The organism is Cohnella ginsengisoli, assembly GCF_029525555.1.
GTDB lineage: Bacteria > Bacillota > Bacilli > Paenibacillales > Paenibacillaceae > Cohnella > Cohnella ginsengisoli.
This window is the reverse complement of the sequence record NZ_JAPDHZ010000003.1, coordinates 1,933,652-1,953,010: the sequence shown is the minus strand read 5'-3', so window position 1 is coordinate 1,953,010 and position 19,359 is coordinate 1,933,652. Positions and strand designations below refer to the sequence as shown.

The 19,359-nt window shown below is 59.5% G+C and carries 18 protein-coding genes, 2 pseudogenes and 2 riboswitches; of the genes and pseudogenes, 12 read left to right on the top strand and 8 right to left on the bottom strand.

Annotation, left to right across the window (positions count from 1 at the left end; translation table 11 throughout):
- Positions 1-320: 320 nt before the first annotated feature.
- Positions 321-833: a DUF1206 domain-containing protein gene (locus OMP38_RS20105; protein WP_420869714.1), complete on the bottom strand. Its 513-nt coding sequence runs from the start codon at positions 831-833 to the stop codon at positions 321-323.
- Entirely contained in the window at positions 754-1,056 is a 303-nt protein-coding gene (locus tag OMP38_RS36080) for a DUF1206 domain-containing protein (RefSeq protein ID WP_420869713.1), read from the bottom strand. The genes OMP38_RS20105 and OMP38_RS36080 overlap by 80 nt, the downstream gene beginning before the upstream one ends.
- Here OMP38_RS36080 and OMP38_RS20100 point away from each other — a divergent pair.
- The 5 genes from OMP38_RS20100 (at position 967) to gcvH (ending at position 4,268) form a co-directional block, all read left to right on the top strand.
- Positions 967-1,188: a hypothetical protein gene (locus tag OMP38_RS20100; RefSeq protein WP_277566666.1), complete on the top strand. Its 222-nt coding sequence runs from the start codon at positions 967-969 to the stop codon at positions 1,186-1,188. The two genes, OMP38_RS36080 and OMP38_RS20100, sit on opposite strands and share 90 nt — an antisense overlap.
- A gap of 258 nt (positions 1,189-1,446) precedes the next feature.
- The gene (locus OMP38_RS20095) at positions 1,447-2,337 is read left to right on the top strand and encodes a phospholipase D-like domain-containing protein (protein ID WP_277566665.1); all 891 of its coding nucleotides are present in this window, start codon (positions 1,447-1,449) and stop codon (positions 2,335-2,337) included.
- Positions 2,291-3,034, top strand: a complete 744-nt coding sequence (locus OMP38_RS20090) for a phospholipase D-like domain-containing protein (RefSeq protein ID WP_277566664.1) — start codon at positions 2,291-2,293, stop codon at positions 3,032-3,034. The genes OMP38_RS20095 and OMP38_RS20090 overlap by 47 nt, the downstream gene beginning before the upstream one ends.
- Positions 3,035-3,053: 19 nt before the next feature.
- A complete protein-coding gene (locus OMP38_RS20085) occupies positions 3,054-3,221 on the top strand; it encodes a hypothetical protein (protein WP_277566663.1) in 168 nt (55 codons plus the stop codon).
- 365 nt (positions 3,222-3,586) lie between these two features.
- A riboswitch (glycine riboswitch) is annotated at positions 3,587-3,697 on the top strand.
- Between the two features lie 3 nt (positions 3,698-3,700).
- Positions 3,701-3,781, top strand: a riboswitch (glycine riboswitch).
- Between the two features lie 94 nt (positions 3,782-3,875).
- Positions 3,876-4,268, top strand: a complete 393-nt coding sequence (gcvH, locus tag OMP38_RS20080) for a glycine cleavage system protein GcvH (protein ID WP_277566662.1) — start codon at positions 3,876-3,878, stop codon at positions 4,266-4,268.
- Positions 4,269-4,565: 297 nt separating this feature from the next.
- Here gcvH and OMP38_RS20075 read toward each other — a convergent pair whose 3' ends face one another.
- The gene (locus tag OMP38_RS20075) at positions 4,566-5,318 is read right to left on the bottom strand and encodes a hypothetical protein (protein WP_277566661.1); all 753 of its coding nucleotides are present in this window, start codon (positions 5,316-5,318) and stop codon (positions 4,566-4,568) included.
- A gap of 124 nt (positions 5,319-5,442) precedes the next feature.
- Between OMP38_RS20075 and OMP38_RS20070 the strand changes: the two genes are divergently transcribed.
- The 3 genes from OMP38_RS20070 (at position 5,443) to OMP38_RS20060 (ending at position 8,396) form a co-directional block, all read left to right on the top strand.
- A complete protein-coding gene (locus OMP38_RS20070) occupies positions 5,443-6,219 on the top strand; it encodes a gluconate 2-dehydrogenase subunit 3 family protein (protein WP_277566660.1) in 777 nt (258 codons plus the stop codon).
- Positions 6,220-6,241: 22 nt separating this feature from the next.
- Complete coding sequence (locus tag OMP38_RS20065; RefSeq protein WP_277566659.1) at positions 6,242-7,957, top strand: GMC family oxidoreductase; 1,716 nt, start codon at positions 6,242-6,244, stop codon at positions 7,955-7,957.
- 76 nt (positions 7,958-8,033) lie between these two features.
- Positions 8,034-8,396: an SGNH/GDSL hydrolase family protein gene (locus OMP38_RS20060; protein ID WP_338130551.1), complete on the top strand. Its 363-nt coding sequence runs from the start codon at positions 8,034-8,036 to the stop codon at positions 8,394-8,396.
- Positions 8,397-9,209: 813 nt separating this feature from the next.
- On the opposite strand, the gene OMP38_RS20055 is transcribed toward OMP38_RS20060, so the two are convergent.
- The 3 genes from OMP38_RS20055 to OMP38_RS20045 all read right to left on the bottom strand — a co-directional run bounded on the left by OMP38_RS20055 (position 9,210) and on the right by OMP38_RS20045 (position 12,418).
- A complete protein-coding gene (locus tag OMP38_RS20055; RefSeq protein ID WP_090116974.1) occupies positions 9,210-10,034 on the bottom strand; it encodes a carbohydrate ABC transporter permease in 825 nt (274 codons plus the stop codon).
- A 13-nt stretch (positions 10,035-10,047) separates the two neighbouring features.
- Positions 10,048-10,845 (bottom strand): carbohydrate ABC transporter permease, encoded by a 798-nt coding sequence (locus OMP38_RS20050; RefSeq protein ID WP_277566657.1) that lies wholly within the window; start codon positions 10,843-10,845, stop codon positions 10,048-10,050.
- A gap of 193 nt (positions 10,846-11,038) precedes the next feature.
- Complete coding sequence (locus tag OMP38_RS20045) at positions 11,039-12,418, bottom strand: extracellular solute-binding protein (RefSeq protein ID WP_277566656.1); 1,380 nt, start codon at positions 12,416-12,418, stop codon at positions 11,039-11,041.
- A 161-nt stretch (positions 12,419-12,579) separates the two neighbouring features.
- Between OMP38_RS20045 and OMP38_RS20040 the strand changes: the two are divergent.
- The 4 genes and pseudogenes from OMP38_RS20040 to OMP38_RS20030 all read left to right on the top strand — a co-directional run.
- Positions 12,580-14,259, top strand: a pseudogene (locus OMP38_RS20040) (sensor histidine kinase); the annotation flags it as partial.
- A 148-nt stretch (positions 14,260-14,407) separates the two neighbouring features.
- Positions 14,408-14,716 (top strand): annotated as a pseudogene (locus tag OMP38_RS36075) (response regulator); the annotation flags it as partial.
- Between the two features lie 270 nt (positions 14,717-14,986).
- Positions 14,987-16,021, top strand: a complete 1,035-nt coding sequence (locus OMP38_RS20035) for a helix-turn-helix domain-containing protein (protein ID WP_277566655.1) — start codon at positions 14,987-14,989, stop codon at positions 16,019-16,021.
- Positions 16,022-16,104: 83 nt separating this feature from the next.
- Positions 16,105-18,111, top strand: a complete 2,007-nt coding sequence (locus OMP38_RS20030; protein ID WP_277566654.1) for a beta-galactosidase — start codon at positions 16,105-16,107, stop codon at positions 18,109-18,111.
- A gap of 103 nt (positions 18,112-18,214) precedes the next feature.
- Here the strand turns inward: OMP38_RS20030 and OMP38_RS20025 are convergent, their stop codons facing one another.
- Together OMP38_RS20025 and tatC are read right to left on the bottom strand one after the other, a co-directional pair.
- On the bottom strand, positions 18,215-18,415 hold the full coding sequence (locus tag OMP38_RS20025; protein WP_271751671.1) for a twin-arginine translocase TatA/TatE family subunit: 201 nt from the start codon (positions 18,413-18,415) through the stop codon (positions 18,215-18,217).
- Between the two features lie 67 nt (positions 18,416-18,482).
- A complete protein-coding gene (gene tatC / locus OMP38_RS20020; protein ID WP_420869712.1) occupies positions 18,483-19,229 on the bottom strand; it encodes a twin-arginine translocase subunit TatC in 747 nt (248 codons plus the stop codon).
- Positions 19,230-19,359 lie beyond the last annotated feature (130 nt).

Here is a 19,359-nt window from a genome sequence, read left to right as displayed (position 1 = left end):
ATAGCCATGCAAGCCCACATAGAACCCGGCCACCATGAGCGCTCTCACCCATGCAGGACTGGCTAGGGCTGACGTATGCATGCTGTTCTCCATTCGATTATCCCAAGCCATCATCGGACCCTGCGTATAGACGTTAAAAGCAAGTATTCCAAATATGGCCAGTCCAATGATCGTAATCCATACACCGATCATGGGCTTCCTGGCGAACCAATCGGGTGTTCTGAAATCCGTTGAAGCAAGCCGGTGCGTCTCGGTTCTTCTCTGAATAGATGTCGTCGCCATGCGAACACCGCCCTCTTCCCTATAGATGAATGCCGCGGTTACCTCTTAAGACGAAACCAAAGTGCAATGAACATGGAATAGAGGCCCATTGCGATTAAACCAGCAGCGACGATGCCCATCAGCCAGACCCCATAAGGCTGTCTCAGCAGCATCCGCAGCGCGCCGTCAAAGCCCTGCGCTTTGCCCGGATTGACTTGGTATGCCGATAACAGGACCAGAACGCCCACGATGATAAAAAGTACCCCGCGGGATACCATGCCGTAACGTCCCAGGTGTTTGACCCAAACGGCATGACGGGAGCTTAATCCGCGCGGCTGCGTCTGCCGGTCAAAATGAAGCCGGATACCGCGGTAAATCTGGATCAAGCCGACTGCAATGACGATCAGCCCTGCCAAGCCGGCCAACCAACGGCCTAAAGGCATGCTCAACACTTTCGCAACGGAATGCTGGGTTTGCGTAGTCTGCGCACCGTTATGAGCTTTTCCAGGCCCGCCTGCAAGGATGCGGTATGTCGGCCGAACGAGCAGGCCATAGGACACGGCGCTGCACAGGAATCCAATCCGCTCGAGAATTCCCTTCGGATCTCGGCCTACGCGGAGGGGATCGAACAAGGCGCGGACGAGCCCCCCATAAGGAGTAGCACACTAAGCCGATTAAGAGCAACAAGAGGAAAATCCAGCCTACGTGCTGTTTGCCGATCGCGGCAATGGCGCCCTGCTGATCGGTCGCTTGGCCGCCAGCGCCAAGTGCCAGCTTGACGGAGAAGAGACCCATGAAGAAATAAATAAGTCCCCGTGCCCCGTAACCGAGACGGGCCATCCATTCAACGACGGGATGGTAGGCCGCCTTGTCTGCCGCCTTCTTGCCGGTTTCTTTGATTTGCCCAAGGGCTTCGGAACTGCCTGACATAAGAACCGACCTCCTGTCTGCAATGGGATTCAATCTATAGCCGATCTCTCCTGGCTGTGAACAGGCGCATTTAATCATGCTACTGATCAATACATACCCCGCTTTGATCGATCCAATCTGCGACATGCAATCGGATACATCAATTTCAGGCAATGCTGGTAATTCGTCTATCTCCCTATCATCCATCCGTTTGTCCTTTTCCTTAAGCGGGTACAAAACGGGCATTACAGCACATGTTGAGGAGGTAGGCGGGCCATGCAGACCAATAAGAAGATTCATGATTCTCCCAGTGAGACGTTAATTGAATTTCTTAACTACTATCTTGTCGATGGTCCGCTCGAAGTTCTGACGGAAGATAAGCCGTTAATTGCATATATAACCGATCTCTTCCCAAGGGAAGAAGCAGTACGCCGTTATCGTCAAGAGCTCGGAGGCGTATTTACTTCTACAGAACAATTGAAGCAGATTCCCCAGCTGACGGAAGCGCATTGGACTGCGCTGGAAGAAGCGATCAAGGGGCTGGATGCAGTCAAGCTGCATGCCTTGGCTCCGAAGACCAGCTGGAACAACCGGATCGACGCCTACGCGAACGGACCGGACAGTCTGGAGATGATGCTGGGCGAACTCCGTAAAGCTGCGCGGTACATTCATTTGTCCGTGATGCTGTTCTTCAATGACCAATCGGGCAACCTCATCGCCGATGCGCTGATCGAAGCCCTTCATAGAGGCGTCGAGGTGCGCGTGATGGTCGATTTCACGGTTACCCTGCTGCATAGATTGAGATCCGATGCCGGTCATTTTGATGTGCTGGCCGACCGCATCACGCGTGCCGGCGGGAAGGTCGTGAATACCTTCCAAGTCTGCTACAACCAGAGCAAATGGGAAGAGATACGGAGGGAACTGGAGAAGCAGGGGGTTCAGGAAGAGGCCTTGTTCTTGCAGGATCTGGTTCAAGACGGACTGATCAACGGCCTCGATGTCGTGAATCACCGGAAGTTTATCGTGATCGACGGTCAGACGGCCATCATGGGAAGCCAAAATATCGGCGATATGCACTTATACCGGACCCCGCTCAAGACCTCCGGGTCGGTCAAGGTAGATGGAAGGGCGATGGGCATCCCCCCGCGGCCAAGAGGAATGGCATGATGGTTGTTTTCGCATTCAAGGCGCGGCGGTAGAGCACCTTCACCAGCTTTTCTATGACCAGTGGGTCGTATTAGGAGGAGATGTATTCGATGCCAAGGATCCCTTCTATTGGCCACTGGCGGATCGCAACTGCGGGGAGGAAGAATGTACGCTATTCACCTGTTTCCCCGGCAATCCGGTGAACCTGATCCAAGCGTACTTTCTGGATCTCGTCACTTATGCGGCGGAGGAGACGGTGATCGTCAATCCTTATCTGATCGATAAAGTATTCTGGGAGCGGCTGAAGGGTCTGCCTGCCGCGGAGGCCTCCCATATTGCCATCTGCAACCCGATAGCCGTCAATGACATTCCCATGAATGAGAAGTCCGTACGCTGCAATATGTATAAGCCCTGGGAGAATGGCATCACCTTCTACGATTATAGTAAAACCGGCCGCTTCTCCCACTGGAAGATCGCTTACGATAAGCGGTCGAACTGCGTTTTTCACGGTTCCTATAATTTAAATACGCGCAGCGCCATTCATGATTTTGAGATGGGGATGCTGGTCAGAAGCCCTTCTTTGGCCGGCAAAATCAAACAGATGATCGCGTACGACCTTCAGCAATCCGAGAAAATTGAGGATGAAGCGGAATTCTATAAATACCCGCTGCTTCATCCCGAATTTTATTTGCATGCGGGGGTCAGGTACTTCTGTTGATCGCACGACTGCCGACTGCATGGTCCTGAACAACAAGATGACCGCGCCGCTGCACTTCGGATTCCCGGAGACCGCGGAGATCGGCTTGCCGCCGGCGCCGTACAAGCGCCGGTTCGACGAGTTCGAGATCGGCGACTTCATGCTGGAGATGATCAACCGGGTGTGGGAGCGCAGATCGTTTAATTAGGTAAAACAATTTTACGATCCGAGCGCGGTCATCCATGACTTCTGCAATCGCGATCTGGTAGACGCGCAGGAGATCAAAGCATGTTCATCAGCTTCTTCGCCTCGATTCCGAACGGCAAGACCCATATCGACCGCATCATCTGCAACCGGCGCGGCTCCGATCTGCTTTATAGAGACGGGGGCGGATGCGGTGGCCGGATCGTCTGCCGGCGGCGAGGGGAGCTTCCCTGGCGTGTCATGGGTCGCTTGCGACTGCGACAAACCCGCCAGATACAGGGAAAGTCGAAGTTTGCAATAATAAGTCAGATATATTGACGCGAAATCCTGCTTGGATTAAGCTAACCATGTAAATTCCTATATTCGCGGATGAAGATGGCAGGGAGAGACTGCGCCGACGGCGCGGCACCGAAGGAGCAAGTCTTGACGGCCTGCCGGCCTCGAGATCAAACTTTCAGGTAAAAGTACCGCCATCCGACGCGCCTCTGGAGAGAGCGAACAGCCACCAAAGGGGTAAGGGCGAAGCGAACGCCTCGTCTAATCTCTCAGGTACCCGGGACAGAGCTTACGGCAGCTTGCCGTTGCTCTGTCCTTTTTTTGCCGTTCGGCGTTCATCGGGCGGGCAGCGGTGCGACCATAAACGAGAGGGATGAAGAAGATGAGCGAGATCAAGACGGGATTAGGCTACACGGAAGAGCACGAGTGGGCGGAGGCGACGGCGACCGTCGTACGGGTCGGCATCACCGACTATGCGCAGAGTTTGCTGGGGGACATCGTTTTCGTCGAACTGCCAGGCGTAGGCGATGCGCTCGCGGCGAACCAGCCGATGGGAACTATCGAATCGGTCAAGACGGTGTCGGATCTGTTCAGCCCGGTGGACGGCAAAGTCGTGCGCGTGAACGAAGAGCTGCTAACCGCGCCGGAGAAGGTCAACGCCGATCCGTACGGAGAGGGTTGGATCGTCGAGGTCGAGGTGGAAGGCGATCCCGCGGAGGCGGTCGGCGGATTGATGGATGCCGGGCAATACGAGGCGCTTCTGGCGAGTAAGTAGCGGGTTGGCCGCGGCTTCCAAGCCGATTGGTAGTGGCAGTGTCCCTGCGGCGGCCTTAGACGTATTTGGCGTGCAGCCTCGCATTCTCGCGAAGTAACGCTGACGAGAGCTACATCGACGCGCACCGTCTCGCATTTTTGCAAAGCAACGCTGACGAGAGCCACATCGATGCGTGCCGCCTCGCCGATGGATTTTCGCTGATTTCATTCGTTTTGCATAAACGTAAAAAGCGACGCCACTCCGCCAACCGCGGAAGAGGTGCCGCTTTTTTTCGTTCATTGCTACAATCCTGCGGAACTACTTCCCGTCCTTCGCAGCAGCACCCATCCGCATCAGCTGCGCAATGTCCCGGTCGTGGCTGCCGGAGGTTCCTTCCGCGCCCTGCGCCCGCAGGCGGTCGATCAGCGCGACGGCTTCGGGGCTCGCGATGGTGACGATGCGCTCGCCGAAGCCGCGGTCTTTCAGCCATTGCTCGGCCGCGGCCAGCGTATCCGTCGACTCCGTATCGACGGAGCGGATGCCGACGCCGCCGTGCGGACCGGGCTCGGGGCCTTTGCCGGACAGGCCGCCTGTGCTGCTCAGCAGCTTGCGCTGCAGGCGATCCGTCGAGGCGGCGGACGGTCCCCGGTCCTTGGCCGCGAGAAATACGGTATCGTTCGCGACGAGGACGCGAACGCCTGCCAGTCCGGCGCCCGCAAGCTCGGCCTCGAGGTCGGAGGAGGCGCCGCGGCCGCGCAGGCCGGAGCTGCCGATCCGGCTCATCACGCCGTTGCCCATGCCTTGCCCCGTCGCGCCGTATTGGTTGGTCGTCCGCGTCTTGTCCCGATCGACGCTCGGGATGACCGCCGGATCGTACAGGCCGGCGATCTGGGGCGGCTGAACGGACTTGAGCTTAAGACGATCGTCGACGATGCGCTGCGCATCTGCCGCTTGCCTCGCCGACTGCTCGCGCAGGCTGTGGCTCTGGCAAGCCGTCAGCGTTAGCACGCCTGCCGCGCAGGCGATCGCGAGCATCCGGCGCTTGGTTGCGATTGAGGTTGCGGTTGCCATGGCGAATCTCCACCTTATATTGGATTGGTTTAAAGTTAGCATGGCCAGCCGACGGAAATGCATAAGGACTTAATTTTGGAAAAAACTAATCGGGAAAATCCGGAATGAAAGTGGAGGTGAAAGGATGGCTGACCCGAATCAACCGGGCGGCTCCGGCCGCGACAAGGTCGAGCAGCCTTCCCGGCGGAAGTTTCTCGTCCAGGCCGGCTATGCGGTCGGGGGCGTCATCGTAGGCGGAGCGCTCGGCAGCCTGATCCGGCCGTCGAAGAAAACGGAGACCGCGCCTCAGACAGGCGAAGGCACGACGGCCGAGATTAAAAATTACAACCGCGCGCCCATGTTCTTTAACCAGGAGCAGCTTGGTATCGTATCCGCGGCTACGGAACGGATCTTTCCCGCGGACGACGCGGGCCCCGGCGCGCTCGCGCTCGGCGTTCCGTTTTTTATCGACCACCAGCTGGCCGGCGAATGGGGATTCAATTCCAGGGAGTATATGTCGCCGCCCTTTTATGCAGGGGAAAAGGTGCAAGGCTATCAAGGCCGGCTGAAACGGCGGGAAATGTTCGAGATCGGACTGCGCGAATTGGAGAACTACAGCCAAACGAAGTTTACGAAGGGCTTCGCTGCGCTTGCGCCCGAGCAGCAGGACGAAGTACTGAAGGCGTTCGAGTCCGACGAGGTGAAGCTGACGACGATCTCGGCGAGCGGATTTTTCAAAATGCTGCGGAGCAGCACGCTCGAAGGCGCGTACAGCGATCCGCTGTACGGCGGCAACGCGGACATGAACGGCTGGAAGATGCGCAGCTATCCCGGTAACCAGATGAGCTACGCGGACGTCATCGACAAGGATTTCTCGGTCATCGCGCCGAGCAGCCTGCAAGACCATCTAAGCGCCCACTAGGGCGGAGAGGACAGAAGCGATTATGGCCAAAACGCTGCCGAAAACGGACGTCGTCATCGTGGGCGTCGGCTGGGCGGGCGGCATCATCGCCGCCGAGCTGACGAAGAGCGGGCTGAACGTCGTCGGCCTGGAGCGGGGCAAGGAGCGCAAGACGGAAGACTACTTTATGGTCCACGACGAGCTGCGCTACGGGCTGCGGTACGAGCTGATGCAGGATTTGTCGAAGGACACGGTCACTTTCCGAAGCACGGAGAAAATCCGCGCGCTGCCGATGCGTTCGTACGGCTCGTTCCTGCTGGGCGAGGGGCTCGGCGGAGCCGGCGTCCACTGGAACGGTCAAACCTACCGTTTCCTGCCGTATGACTTCCAGATCCGCACGAAGACGATCGAGCGATACGGCAAGAGCAAGATTCCCGACGGCATGACCATCCAGGACTGGGGCCTTACCTACGACGAGATGGAGCCTTATTACGACAAGTTCGAAAAGCTAACCGGCATCTCGGGAGAGCCCAACCCGCTCGGCGGCAAGCGCTCGGCCGACTACCCGACGCCGCCGATGAAAAAGTCGCCCGCGCTCAGCATGTTCAGCGACGCGGCGTCCAAGCTGAAGCTCCATCCGTATATGATGCCGTCGGCCAATCTGTCGGAGGCCTACACGAATCCGGACGGCATCTCCCGCGCCGCCTGCCAGTATTGCGCGTTCTGCGAACGCTTCGGCTGCGAGTACGGCGCGAAGGCGGATCCGGTCGTCACCGTGCTCCCCGTGGCGCTGAAGACCGGCAAGTTCGAGATTCGTACGCACTCGCACGTTCGACGCATCCTGCACCAAGGCGGCAAGGCGACCGGCGTCATGTATACGGACGTCACGACGGGCGAGGAGCTCGTGCAGCCGGCGGACATCGTCGTCGTCACCAGCTACGTGTTCAACAACGTCAAGCTGATGCTGATGTCGGGGCTCGGCAAGCCGTACGATCCCGCGAGCGGGACGGGCGTGATCGGCCGCAACTATGCTTACCAGGTGCTGAAGGGCAACGCGGCCGGCTTTTTCGACGACAAGCAGTTCAACACGTACGCGGGCGCGGGCTCGCTCGGCGTGACGCTCGACGATTACAACGGGGATAACTTCGACCACACCGACCTGAAGTTTATCCACGGGGGCTCGATCAGCCTCAGCCAGACCGGCATGCGCCCGATCGCGAACAACCCCGTGCCCGGAGGTACCGCCTCCTGGGGGGCGGCGTTCAAGGCCAATTCGGTCAAGTACGCCAATCGCTTCCTGTCCGTGGGCGGGCAAGGGTCGTGCATGCCGTTCCGCCACCACTTCCTTGACCTCGATCCTACATACAAGGATGCGTACGGGGATCCGCTCGTGCGGCTCACCTTCGACTTCGAGGAGCAGGACCGTCAGCTCGCGCTGTACCTGTCGGGCAAATGCGCGGAGATCATGAAGGAGATGGGCGCGAGCCATATCGACCAGCTCAAGGAGCTCGGGCCGTACGAGATCACGACGTACCAGTCGACGCACAATACCGGCGGCGTCGTCATGGGCGCCTCGCCGGACACGTCCGCGGTCAATACGTACTTGCAGATGTGGGACGCGGAAAACGTGTTCGTCGTCGGCGCCAGCGCCTTCCCGCACAACTCGGGGTACAATCCGACCGACACGGTCGGCGCCCTCGCCTTCCGGGCCGCGGAGGGCATCTTCAAGTATCGGCAAAAGGGCGGCAGTCTGGTGTAATCGAATAGGCGAAGAGCCCCCCGCTTCGAGCGAGCGGGGCTCTTCGTTATGCTCCGGCTAGGGGTTAATCCTGTTTATGAAAGTTCATAACCTTGCAATGAGATCATTCTATTCGCTTTTTTCGGATGCCATAATGAATGAAGTGCCGGTTGGAAGAAGGGAGGCATTCGTCTGTTCCATCCTTCCGACGGATATGCCGCAATCGGGACACAATGACCAACGAAATGCAGGCATACGCGGCGCGAACGAGAATTTGCAGAAAATGGCGGCCGAACAAGGCGCGATCTACGTCGATTACCATTCGCGGATGACCCGCGAATACGGTCTCCGGCTGCGCGAAGAGCTTGCGGACGACGGTCTGCATCCGCATGTGCTGGGTTACGACATCATGGCCGGAGCGCTGCGCGAGACACTGGAGCAGAAGGGGATTCATATCTAAACGCGTGACGCGCTGGATATTGGGACCGCCTCAACAGTCATCCCCATGACGAAGAGGCGATCCTTCTTTTTATCTACGCGGGATCGTGCCGCCAAACGCGCCGAAGAAGTTCCAGCCAGAACCACTTTGCTGTCTCCGCCGCCAACGCGCCGAAGAAGTCCCAGCCAGAACCACTTTGCTGTCTCCGCCGCCAACGCGCCGAAGAAGTCCCAGCTAGAACCACCTAGCTGTCCCCGCCGCCAAACGCGCCGAAGAAGTCCCAGCCAGAACCACTTTGCTGTCTCCGCCGGCAAACGCGCCGAAGAAGTTCCAGCCAGAACCACTTTGCTGTCTCCGCCGCCAACGCGCCGAAGAAGTCCCAGCTAGAACCACCTAGCTGTCCCCGCCGCCAAACGCGCCAAAGAACTCCCAGCCAGAACCAACTTGCTGTCTCCGCCGCCAAACGCGCCGAAGAAGTCCCAGCTAGAACCAACTTGCCAGAACCAACTTGCTGTCCCCGCCGCCAAACGCGCCGGAGAAGTCCCAGCTAGAACCAACTTGCTGTCTCCGCCGCCAAACGCGCCGAAGAAGTCCCAGCTAGAACCAACTTGCTGTCCCCGCCGCCAAACGCGCCGAAGAAGTCCTAGCTAGAACCACTTAGCTGTCTCTGCCGCCAAACGCGCCCAAGAAGTCCCAGCCAGAACCACTTTGCTGTCTCCGCCGCCAAACGCGCCGAAGAAGTCCCAGCTAGAACCATTTCGCCGCGTGACCGCACCGCCAACGAAACAAAGAGGCTCCATCCAGAGCCTCTTCGCGTACCGCTTTTCGATTGTTTTAGCCCTTTACAGCGCCGGCCGTCACGCCCTTGGTAATCTGCTCGTTGAACAGCGCGTAGATGACGATCGCCGGCACGCTGGTCAGCACCATGACGGCGAACTGGGAGCCGTAGTCGGACGAGTACTGGCCCGCGAAGTTCATCACCGAGAAAGGCAGCGTCTTGAGCGCGTCCTTGCTGAGGAACGTCGACGCCATGATGAATTCGTTCCAGCAGTTCAGGAACGTCGTGACGACGACCGTCACGAGGGCCGGCGCCATGAGCGGCGCGATGATCTGGAAGACGATGCGGTAGATGCTGCAGCCGTCCATCACGGCCGATTCCTCGACCGCCTTCGGGATGCTCCGCAGGAAGCCCGTCAGCATGAACGTGCCGAGCGGCACGGACACGGCCGTATACGGCAGGATGAGGCCGAGGTACGAATCCGTCAGGCCAAGCTGCTTGAAGATGGCGAAGTTCGGCAGCAGCGTCGCATGGATCGGAATCATGATGCCGAGCAGAATGACGGAGAAAAAGAAGGAGCGCATCCGCCACTGCATGCGGGTGAACGCGTACGACAGCGTCAGCGACAGGACGACGGTGAGCACGATCGTGACGCCGGATACCAGCACGCTGTTCAGGAAGTATTTCAGGAACTTGCCGTCGATCCAGGCGTTCTTGTAGTTCTGCCATTGCGGATCGGTCGGCCACTTCAGGATGTGGTCGGAGTAGAAGTCCGCGCTGCTGTTGAACGAGAAGTCGACCAGCCAGATCAGCGGGAACAGCTGCAGGAGGGCGACGATCAGGAAAAAGATCCAGATGCCTGTCTTGTATCGCGATCTCATATTCGTCGCCTCCTTAGGCTTCCGCCGCGTCGCTGCGGATGAATTTGTTGCTCAGGTACGTCGCGACCAGACAGACGACGATGAACAGGATCGAGATGGCGTTGGCATAGCCGTATTGGCTGGCGGAGAACGCTTTGTTGTACAAGTAGACCGCGATGAATTGCGTAGAGTCGCCCGGGCCGCCGTTGGTGGTCAGGAAGACGAGCTCCATTTGCTTGAGCGCCGTGATCATGGCCAGCGTCACCTGAACGGCGATGACCGGCTTCAGCAGCGGCACGGTGATACGAAGGTGCAGCTTCAGGCCCGACGCGCCGTCGAGGCTCGCGGCCTCGTACAGATCCTCCGGGATGCCCTTCACGCCGGCGTAGTAGAACAGCAGTCCCCAGCCGAAGCCGGCCCATATCAGGATGAACAGCATCGTGCCGAGCGCCGTGCTGCTCTCGCCGAGCCAGGCGTGCTGCAGGGACTCCAGGCCGACGGCGGCCAGCAGCTTGTTCAGGATGCCGAACGTCGGGTCGAGCAGCGACAGCCACATTTTCGAGATGACGACGACGGAGATTACGCAAGGGATGAAGAAGATGGTGCGGAAAATCTTCTCCGCCTTGCCGCCGATCCGGTCGAGCAGGACGGCGAAGAAAATGCTGAGCGGATGCTGCAGTACGATGAAGCCGATGCCGAGCAGGACGGCATTGCGGAGCGCGATCCAGAATCTTGTATCGTGAAGGATCAGATCTGCGTAATTCTGCAGGCCGACCATATGGATTTTCGTACCCGGGGCTAGCGTGTCCGTGAGGGAGTAGTATCCGCTCAATAGGATCAGGGGCCAGAAAGGTAAGTATAAACAGCAGAAGACCTGGGAAAACGAAGAGGAAAATCGCCGTTTTATTGCGTAGCACTCGGTGCATAGGTACCCGCTCCATCCTTGAGAATACGGCGGGGACACGAATGCTGCCGTCCCCGCCGCTTTCCTTTATCTGTGGCTCATACGTGGCGTCGAATCGCGATTACTGGCTGTCGGCGGCGGCCTGCAGAGCGGCTACGAGCTCTTCGGGCTTCTGGCTGCCGGAGAAGAACTTGCCGAACGCGTTTTGCACGTCGTCCTTGAACTTCGGCGTGCCGTAGTCGATGAACGATGCGCCCGGGGTAGAAGTCGCCTGCACGAGCACGTCGGTCAACTGCTTCTGGACTTCGCTTTCTTTGCCGGTCAGCTCGTACTTCTGCGCCGGTACGGCTGCGCCCGTATCCCAGGCGACCTTCGCCCATTGGTTGGCGTTGAAAAGGTAATCGAAGAACTTCTTCGCTGCCTCGGGGTGCTTGGAGCTGTTCACCAGCGCGTACCCGCCGCCGTTCCAGGCGATCAGGTCGGTCGCTACGCCCTTGCCGTCCTCGGCGATCGGGAACTTGGCGACCTGCAGATTGTTGCGGAATTCTTCGGGCAGGCTGGCGTTGGTCGCCATGCCGGCTTCCCAGGAGCCCATGTACCACATCGCGGCTTTGCCCTGCGTGAACAGGTTCTGCGACGCGCCGTAATCGGCGGTCATGAACGCGTCCTGGAACAGCTTGTCGTCCCGCAGCTGCGCCATGTACTGCGCCGCCTTGAGGAAGCTCTCGTCTTCCGTGAACTTCTTCTTGCCTTCGACCGCGTCAAGGATGAGGTTCTGGTCGCCGCTGTAGCGCTGCACGATGTTCTGGTACAGCTCGCCGAAACTCCACAGATCCTTGCCGTTGATCGACATCGGCGCGATCTTCTTGGCGCGGAACGCCTTGATGGCATCCGTCAGTTCGGTGAAGGTCGTCGGCACTTTGACGCCGTTGTCGTCGAACAGCTTCTTGTTGTAGTAAATGACCTCGTAGTCGCTGTTGCGCGGCAGGCCGTACAGCTTGCCGTCGAACGTAAACGACTTGTAGACGCCCGGGAGGAAGTTGAACTGTTCGCCTTCGTAGGCGGCCGGGTCGATCGCCTTGACGTAGTTGGCCTGAACCAGCGTGCTCAGCTCGGCGCCGCCGTGGACCATCGTGATGTCGACCGGCTCGTTGGAAGCCATGTACGCCTTCAGCTTGTTCTTGAACGGCTCCTCGGCGAGCGCTTCGACGTCGATCTTCACGTTCGGGTTTTCCTTTATATAGTTGTCGATGACCGTCTGCTCGGCCAGCCCTTGACCGGACTTGCGGTCGGGCAGGTTGGAGAACAGGCGCAGCGTGACCTTCTCGTTGCTTGCCGCGCCGCTGCTGGCCGCACCGCTGCTTGCGCTTGCGTTCGGACTCGCGCTTGCGCTGCCTGCCGCGTTGTTGTTGCCGTTGTTGCCGCAAGCGGAGAGGACGGTGACGGATGCGAGGACGGCTGCCGTGGCGGTCAGGCCGCTCCATTTTTTATGCTTAGCCATTCGGTATTCCCCCCTGAACGATGGATTGTGGAGTGTGCGACGTTTCTGATTGCATCATAGCTTACAGTCCGGCTGCCGGTCAGTAGAGAAAAGAACGGGAAAGTTGAAGTTTATCGAAACCAAGAGCCGATCCGTTGTGGAATGTCCTGCGGTTGGCTATCATGAGTACAAACCGAGGGAACGCCTGGGGGAACGGCATGCTGCGCATCTACCTGAACATGAGTCTCACCTATAAGATCGTCATTTTATTTTCGCTGCTGATGACTATATTTTCCCTGGTGCTCGGGTACTATGCTTTCCGGACGTCGGAGAAGCAGATCGTCAGCAAGGTCAGCGCGACGAACCAGGGGGCCGTCAAGGCGATCGACAACAATGTCGCTTCGCTGCAGCGCGCGATGCAGAACTGGGTGACGGTGTTCAGCATCGCGCCCGTCATTCAGACGATGCTGGCGAAGGAAGCGGACGCGCAGGAGCCGCTCGATCCGCTCCTGTACAGCGACGCGAACTCTACGTTGATCGACCAGATGCTCGTCACCGGCAACTTCGATTATGTCGCGCTGTACGGCAGGACGGGCCAGCCGCTGTTCCAGCTGGCGACGGACGACAGCAGCGGGCCTTATTCGATCGAAGACATCAGGAATAGCGGCATCTACCGCAAGACGGTCGCGTTGAACGGTTCTTCCTATTGGTTTCCGCTCACGGAAGCGAACAATACGTTTATCCAGAACAACCGCAATGCCAAGATCGGCATGACCCGGGTCGTGCGCAACGTGAAAAACGGACGCAATATCGGCTTTATCTTCGTCGGCGTGAATGTGCAGACGGTGCTGAGCCGGTATCTGAACACGATGTACGACAAGGATCACGGCATCGTCATCCTGGATGCCGACGGCGTGCCGCTGTTGTCCGCGGGGATGCCTTTTTACGACGGTTCGGCGGCGGACACGGCGCGCATCCGTGCGCTGGCGAGCGGAGACGGCTCGGATGTCGTCACGGTCGGCGGCGAGAAGCTGCTGCTGTCGTACAGCACCGGCGAGAACGGCTGGCAGATCCTGTACGGCGTCCCGCTCAGCAACCTGACGCGGGAGCTGAATTCGATCAAGCTGTTCGTCATTTTATCGATCGCCGGCTGGCTGCTGCTGTGCATTCCGATTCTGATGCTGCTGTCCTCGTTCCTCACGGCGCCGCTCAAAAAGCTGCTGCTGTCGATGCGCCGGTTCCAGAACGGCCAGTTCGACGAGAAGATCGCGGTCAAGTACGGAGACGAGATCGGTCACCTGGGCCGCGGCTACAACAGCATGGTCGCCAACATCAAGACGCTCGTCGACGACGTCTACGTGCTCAAGCTTCGCGAGCAGGAAGCGGAGCTGAAGGCGCTGCAGTCGCAGATCAATCCGCATTTCCTGTACAACATGCTCGACACGATCTTCTGGGAGGCCGAGGCCGCGGGGCAGGACCGGATCAGCGAGATGATCATCAATCTGTCGCGGCTGTTCCGCCTCAGCTTGAACCGGGGCAAGAGCTTCACCAGCGTGGCGAAGGAACGGGAGCTGCTGGAGCTGTATTTGTCGCTGCAGCAGATGCGCTTCAAGGACCTGCTTGCCTACGAGATCGACATACCGGACGAGATCGGCGGCTTCGTCATTTTGAAGCTGAGCCTGCAGCCGTTCGTGGAAAACGCGATCGTGCACGGCATCGAGCGCAAGCGCGGAGGCGGCCGCATCCGCGTATCGGGCGTACGGGAGGGGAATCGCCTCCGATTCCGCATCGAGGACAACGGACCGGGGATGTCGGCGGAGACACTAGAGCGGATCCGGGAGATCCGCAGCGACGGCGATATTTACACCGCGAAGGATACCGGGGGGCTACGCCGTGCAGAACGTGCAAGAACGGCTGCGGCATTTTTACAAGGACGACTATCGAATCGCCTATGTCAGCGAGCCGGGACAAGGCACCGTCGTCGAGATCGAGATTCCCGCGACGACCGAGATGGAAGGGGGGGGCGGACGCATGATTCGTATGATGATCGTCGACGACGAGGAGCGGGCGCGCAGCGGCATCCGGACGCTGATCGACTGGGCGCAGCACGATATCGCGATCGTCGCCGAGGCCAGGGACGGGGAGGAAGCCCTCGAACGGATGGCGCAGGTGCCTGTCGATATCGTACTGACGGACATCCGGATGCCGGAAATGGACGGCCTCGAGCTGATCGAGCGAATTTCCAAGCAATATCCGGCCGTCAAATGCGTCATCATGAGCGGCTACGACGAGTTCTCCTATGCCCAGAAGGCGATGTCGCTCGGGGCCAGTCACTACCTGCTCAAGCCGAGCCGCAGGCAGGAGATTCTGGATCTCGTGCTCCAGCTCCGGGCGGAGATCGACCGGGAACGGCAGCAGTCGAGCAGGCTCGAGGAGCTGAAGGCGGGCTTCCGCGACAGCTTCCCGCTGCTGCGGGACAAGATGCTTGGCAGGCTCGTGCTGACCGACAATCCGCCGTACGAGCGGCTCCTCGCGAGCCTGAAGACGAACGGGATCGTCTTCGGCCATCCGTTTTACGGCGCGCTCGTCGTGCAGATCGACAACTTCCATTCGTTCCAGCAGCGAGTAGGCGACGAGGACGTCGAGCTGTACAAGTACGGACTCAAAAACATCGCCGAGGAGACGCTCGCTCCTCTGGGCATGTGCGCCGCCTTCGAGCATAACGACGACCTGATCGCGCTGCTGAACGCGGAGGAGATGCCGGACAGCGAGGCGATCGACCGCTATGCGCAGCGGATTCAGCAGAACGCGGAGACGTATCTCAAGTTCACGGTCAGTATCGGCATCGGCAGCGTGGGCGCCGAGATCGGCCATCTGCGTCTCTCGTATCAGGAAGCGGCGCGGGCGCTGGACATGCGGTTCTACATGGGCGACCGCAAGATCGTCGACTATATGGAGTCCGTGGATGGCGAGACGGATCGCACTTCTTATCCATTCGCGCTGGAGAAGGCGTTCATCCAGGCGGTCATGCACGGGGAAGAAGGCGCGATCCGCGAGCAGCTCCAGGCGTTTTTGCAGGCGCTGCGGCCGGAGAGCGCATCGAAGGAGCCGGTGCTGAATTCGATTTTTTCCCTGTTCTTCGCGCTGTATCGGCTGTGCATCGAGAAAAACGTCAACGTGCAGGAGGTGTTCGGCCGGGATCTGGCCGGGATCACGCATATGCTGGCCCGCTCGAGCCTCGAAGGAATCGTGCAGGCGCTGGACGAGACCGCTCGGCTCGTCGCCGCCCAACTGAACGCGAAGAAGAACGGGAACAAGCTGTTCGACGCGGTCATCGCTTATATCCGCAACAACTACAGCAAGGATATCAGCCGGGAAACGGTGGCGCGGGAGGTATTCATCACGCCCGGCTACGTGAGCCTGCTGTTCAAGCAGCAGCTGCAGACGAGCTTCCTTGATTATCTGCACCAGACCCGGATCGACCAGGCCTGCCGGCTGTTCGAGGACAGCGGGGCGCGAATCGCGGACGTGGCGCACGAGGTAGGTTATCAGGACGAGAAGTACTTCTTCCAGGTGTTCAAAAAGTATAAGGGGATGACCCCGAACCAGTACCGCAATCAATGAGCCTGAGCCGCTTGAGGACGGGATTCGAATGACAGGTGCGATAAGAATGAACGATAAGAATGAACCGCAGGGAGTGGACGAACTTGGATAAACTGCTGTACGGCGTCGCCTACTACGATGAATATATGCCTTATGACCGGCTGGCCGAAGATATCCGCATGATGAAGGAAGCCGGCATCAATACGGTGCGGATCGCCGAGTCGACCTGGAGCACGCACGAGCCGCAGAACGGCGTGTTCGACTTTTCCTCCGTCGACAGGGTGCTCGATGCGATGCACGAAGCGGGCATCCGCGTGATCGTCGGCACGCCGACCTACGCGGTCCCCGCCTGGATGGTGAAGGAGGATCCTGCCGTGCTGGCGGAGACGGCGGCGGGCGGACCCGGCCGCTACGGTGCCCGCCAGATCATGGACATTACGAACAAGACGTACCTGTTCTACGCGGAGCGGATCATCCGCAAGCTCATCGGTCGCGTCAAGGACCATCCGGCCGTCATCGGCTACCAGACCGACAACGAGACGAAGCACTACGATACGGCGGGGCCAAACGTCCAGCTGCGGTTCGTGAAGTACATGCGCGAGAAGTACGGCAGCCTGGACGTCGTTAACCGGCGGTTCGGACTGGACTACTGGAGCAACCGCATCGACAGCTGGGAGGACTTCCCTTCGGTAAACGGCACGATCAACGGCAGCCTGGGCGCCGAGTTCGCGAGGTTCCAGCGCGGGCTCGTGACCGAATTCCTGGCCTGGCAGGTCGGCCTCGTCCGCGAGTATGCGCGGCCGGATCAGTTCGTGACGCAGAACTTCGACTTCGAGTGGCGGGGGCACTCGTTCGGCGTGCAGCCTTCGGTCGACCACTTCGAGGCGGCGCAGCCGTTCGATATCGCGGGCGTCGACATCTATCATCCGTCGCAGGCCAAGCTGACCGGCGCCGAGATCTCGTTCGGGGGCGATATGACCCGGTCGCTCAAGGGATCGAACTATCTCGTGCTCGAGACGCAGGCGCAGGCGTTCCCGGATTGGACGCCGTATCCCGGCCAGCTGCGGCAGCTCGCGTTCAGCCATCTGGCCTCCGGGGCCAATATGGTCGCGTACTGGCACTGGCACTCGATCCACAATTCGTTCGAGACGTACTGGAAGGGGCTGCTCAGCCACGATCTCAAGCCGAATCCGGTGTACGACGAAGCGAAGACGGTTGGCAGGGACTTCGCGCGGCTCAGCGAGCAGTTGGTCAATCTGAAAAAGAAGAGCGACGTCGCCGTGATGGTCAGCAACGAGGCGTTGACCGCGCTCGAATGGTTCAAGCTGCCCGGCGGTTTGAAATATAACGACGTCGTCAGGTGGATGTACGACGAGCTGTACAAGCTGAACGTGCAATGCGATTTCATTCCCGCCTCTTGCAAGCGGCTGGCGGATTACCGCATGATCGTCGTGCCGGCCCTCTATGCGGCGCCCGACGATACGCTCGAACGGCTGAACGCCTACGTGCGGGACGGCGGCCACGTCGTCTATTCGTTCAAGTCCGGATTCGCGGACGATGTCGTCCAGGTGCGCGCCGCGCAGCAGCCCGGCATCATCCATGAGGCTTGCGGCGTCGGGTACAGCGTATTCGTAGAGCCGGACGCGGTCGCCTTGCGCGACGGCGCGCTGTCGTTCGATCCGGAGGCGCGAGAGGTGCGCACGTGGATGGAGCTGCTGACGCCGACGACGGCGGAGGCGCTCGCCTATTACGATCATCCGCATTGGGGGACGTACGCGGCCGTCACGCGCAACCGGTACGGAGCCGGCACGGCGACCTACGTGGGCTGCATGACGACGGCGGATGCGATGCGCCGCATATTCAGGGAAGCGCTGGCGAGCGCGGACCTGCTGGGCGCCGACCAGGAGCTCGTTTTTCCGATCGTCGTCAAGACCGGCGTCAACGGGCAGGGACGCGTCGTCCGTTACTATTTTAATTACTCGGATGCTCCGGTTACCTTGCGTTACCCGCACGGCGCCGGACGCGAATTGCTGGCGGACGTGCCGGTCGAGACGGGAGACAGTCTGCAGCTTGGGCGCTGGGACGTCAAGATTGTCGTCGCGGAAGTCTAGGCAGAATCGTTGAAATAAAAAATCCCTTCCCTGCCGACATGTTGCCGTCGGAACGGGGAAGGGATTTTTGTTTGCGTTCTTTTCCGCTTGGCGCCGCACCGCTTCAGGATGGATTCCGCTCCTTGATCAGCTCGGCGGCAGGCTCGTGCTTGTCGTCCTCGATGATGCCGCGCGTGGAACTGCGGAATTCGCGGAGCGTCTCGCCGAAGGCTTTGCCGAGCTGGGGGAGCTTGGCCGGGCCGAAGACGATCAGCGCGATGGCGAAAATGATCAGCAGTCCGGAGATGCCGATATTGTGGAACATCGTGGGTTCACCTCCTTTGAAGGCATTTGAACGTGTTCATATTTCGCAGGCTTAAACATCAACGCCTTTAACCCGTCGCCGGCCCCGCCGCGCGGCGCAGCCTGAACTGACGGTTCGCGACGAGCGCGCTGCACTCGAACAGCAGCAGGAGCGGCACCGTCACGGACAAGTGGGAAAAAAGGTCCGGCGGCGAAATGCAGGAGCCTACCACCGCGAGCCCTACATAGGCGTATTTGCGGATAAACTTGATGCGCGCAGGATCCAGCAGGCCGAGCTTCGTCAGGAATAGCATGACGAGCGGCATCTCGAAGGCGATGCCAAGCGGCATCAGCACGCCGAACATAAAGGCGAAGTACCGCTCGATCCCGTACATTTCCACGGCGCCCACGCGCTCGTTCATCGACTGCATGAACCGGAGCATCATCGGGAAGACGAGGAAGTACCCGAACGAGACGCCGCCGAGAAAAAGCAGGAACGACGCCGGAACGTAGCCGAGCGTCCCGCGGGCTTCCCTGCCGGTCAATCCGGGCCGGACGAACGCCCAAGCTTGATACATCGCGAGCGGGAACGTCAGCAGCGCGGCGAGCAAGAAGGCGCACCGGAGATAGACGAACAAGCCGTCGGTAAAGGAGAAAACGTGCCAATCGATCGGCGCGCCCGACGCCGCCCGCGACTTAAGCATCAGCAGGATGGAAGGGGACAGGTACAAGCCGGCGCCCATCGAAGCGACGAACCAGACGCCCGTGACGATCAGCCGCTTGCGCAGCTCGGACAGATGGCCGATCCATTCTTGATTCGCGTTCAAACGCCTCACCGCCGTTGCCATAAATTGCATAGCTTCGTCCTTATCGTGTCCAATATGCCCGGGGCTATTCCCAAGTCGCCAAGCAAGCCGTCGCGTGTATGCCATTCGGGGAAATGGAGAAACTTAACCGCAAACGGTC

Excerpts from the sequence above, each read along its gene's own strand:
- OMP38_RS36080 (WP_420869713.1), bottom strand. The coding sequence starts at position 1,056 with ATGGGTCTCTTCTCCGTCAAGCTGGCACTTGGCGCTGGCGGCCAAGCG.
- OMP38_RS20095 (WP_277566665.1), top strand. The coding sequence starts at position 1,447 with ATGCAGACCAATAAGAAGATTCATGATTCTCCCAGTGAGACGTTAATT.
- OMP38_RS20090 (WP_277566664.1), top strand. The coding sequence starts at position 2,291 with ATGGAAGGGCGATGGGCATCCCCCCGCGGCCAAGAGGAATGGCATGAT.
- OMP38_RS20085 (WP_277566663.1), top strand. The coding sequence starts at position 3,054 with ATGGTCCTGAACAACAAGATGACCGCGCCGCTGCACTTCGGATTCCCG.
- gcvH (WP_277566662.1), top strand. The coding sequence starts at position 3,876 with ATGAGCGAGATCAAGACGGGATTAGGCTACACGGAAGAGCACGAGTGG.
- OMP38_RS20075 (WP_277566661.1), bottom strand. The coding sequence starts at position 5,318 with ATGGCAACCGCAACCTCAATCGCAACCAAGCGCCGGATGCTCGCGATC.
- OMP38_RS20070 (WP_277566660.1), top strand. The coding sequence starts at position 5,443 with ATGGCTGACCCGAATCAACCGGGCGGCTCCGGCCGCGACAAGGTCGAG.
- OMP38_RS20065 (WP_277566659.1), top strand. The coding sequence starts at position 6,242 with ATGGCCAAAACGCTGCCGAAAACGGACGTCGTCATCGTGGGCGTCGGC.
- OMP38_RS20060 (WP_338130551.1), top strand. The coding sequence starts at position 8,034 with ATGAAAGTTCATAACCTTGCAATGAGATCATTCTATTCGCTTTTTTCG.
- OMP38_RS20055 (WP_090116974.1), bottom strand. The coding sequence starts at position 10,034 with ATGAGATCGCGATACAAGACAGGCATCTGGATCTTTTTCCTGATCGTC.
- OMP38_RS20045 (WP_277566656.1), bottom strand. The coding sequence starts at position 12,418 with ATGGCTAAGCATAAAAAATGGAGCGGCCTGACCGCCACGGCAGCCGTC.
- OMP38_RS20025 (WP_271751671.1), bottom strand. The coding sequence starts at position 18,415 with ATGTTCCACAATATCGGCATCTCCGGACTGCTGATCATTTTCGCCATC.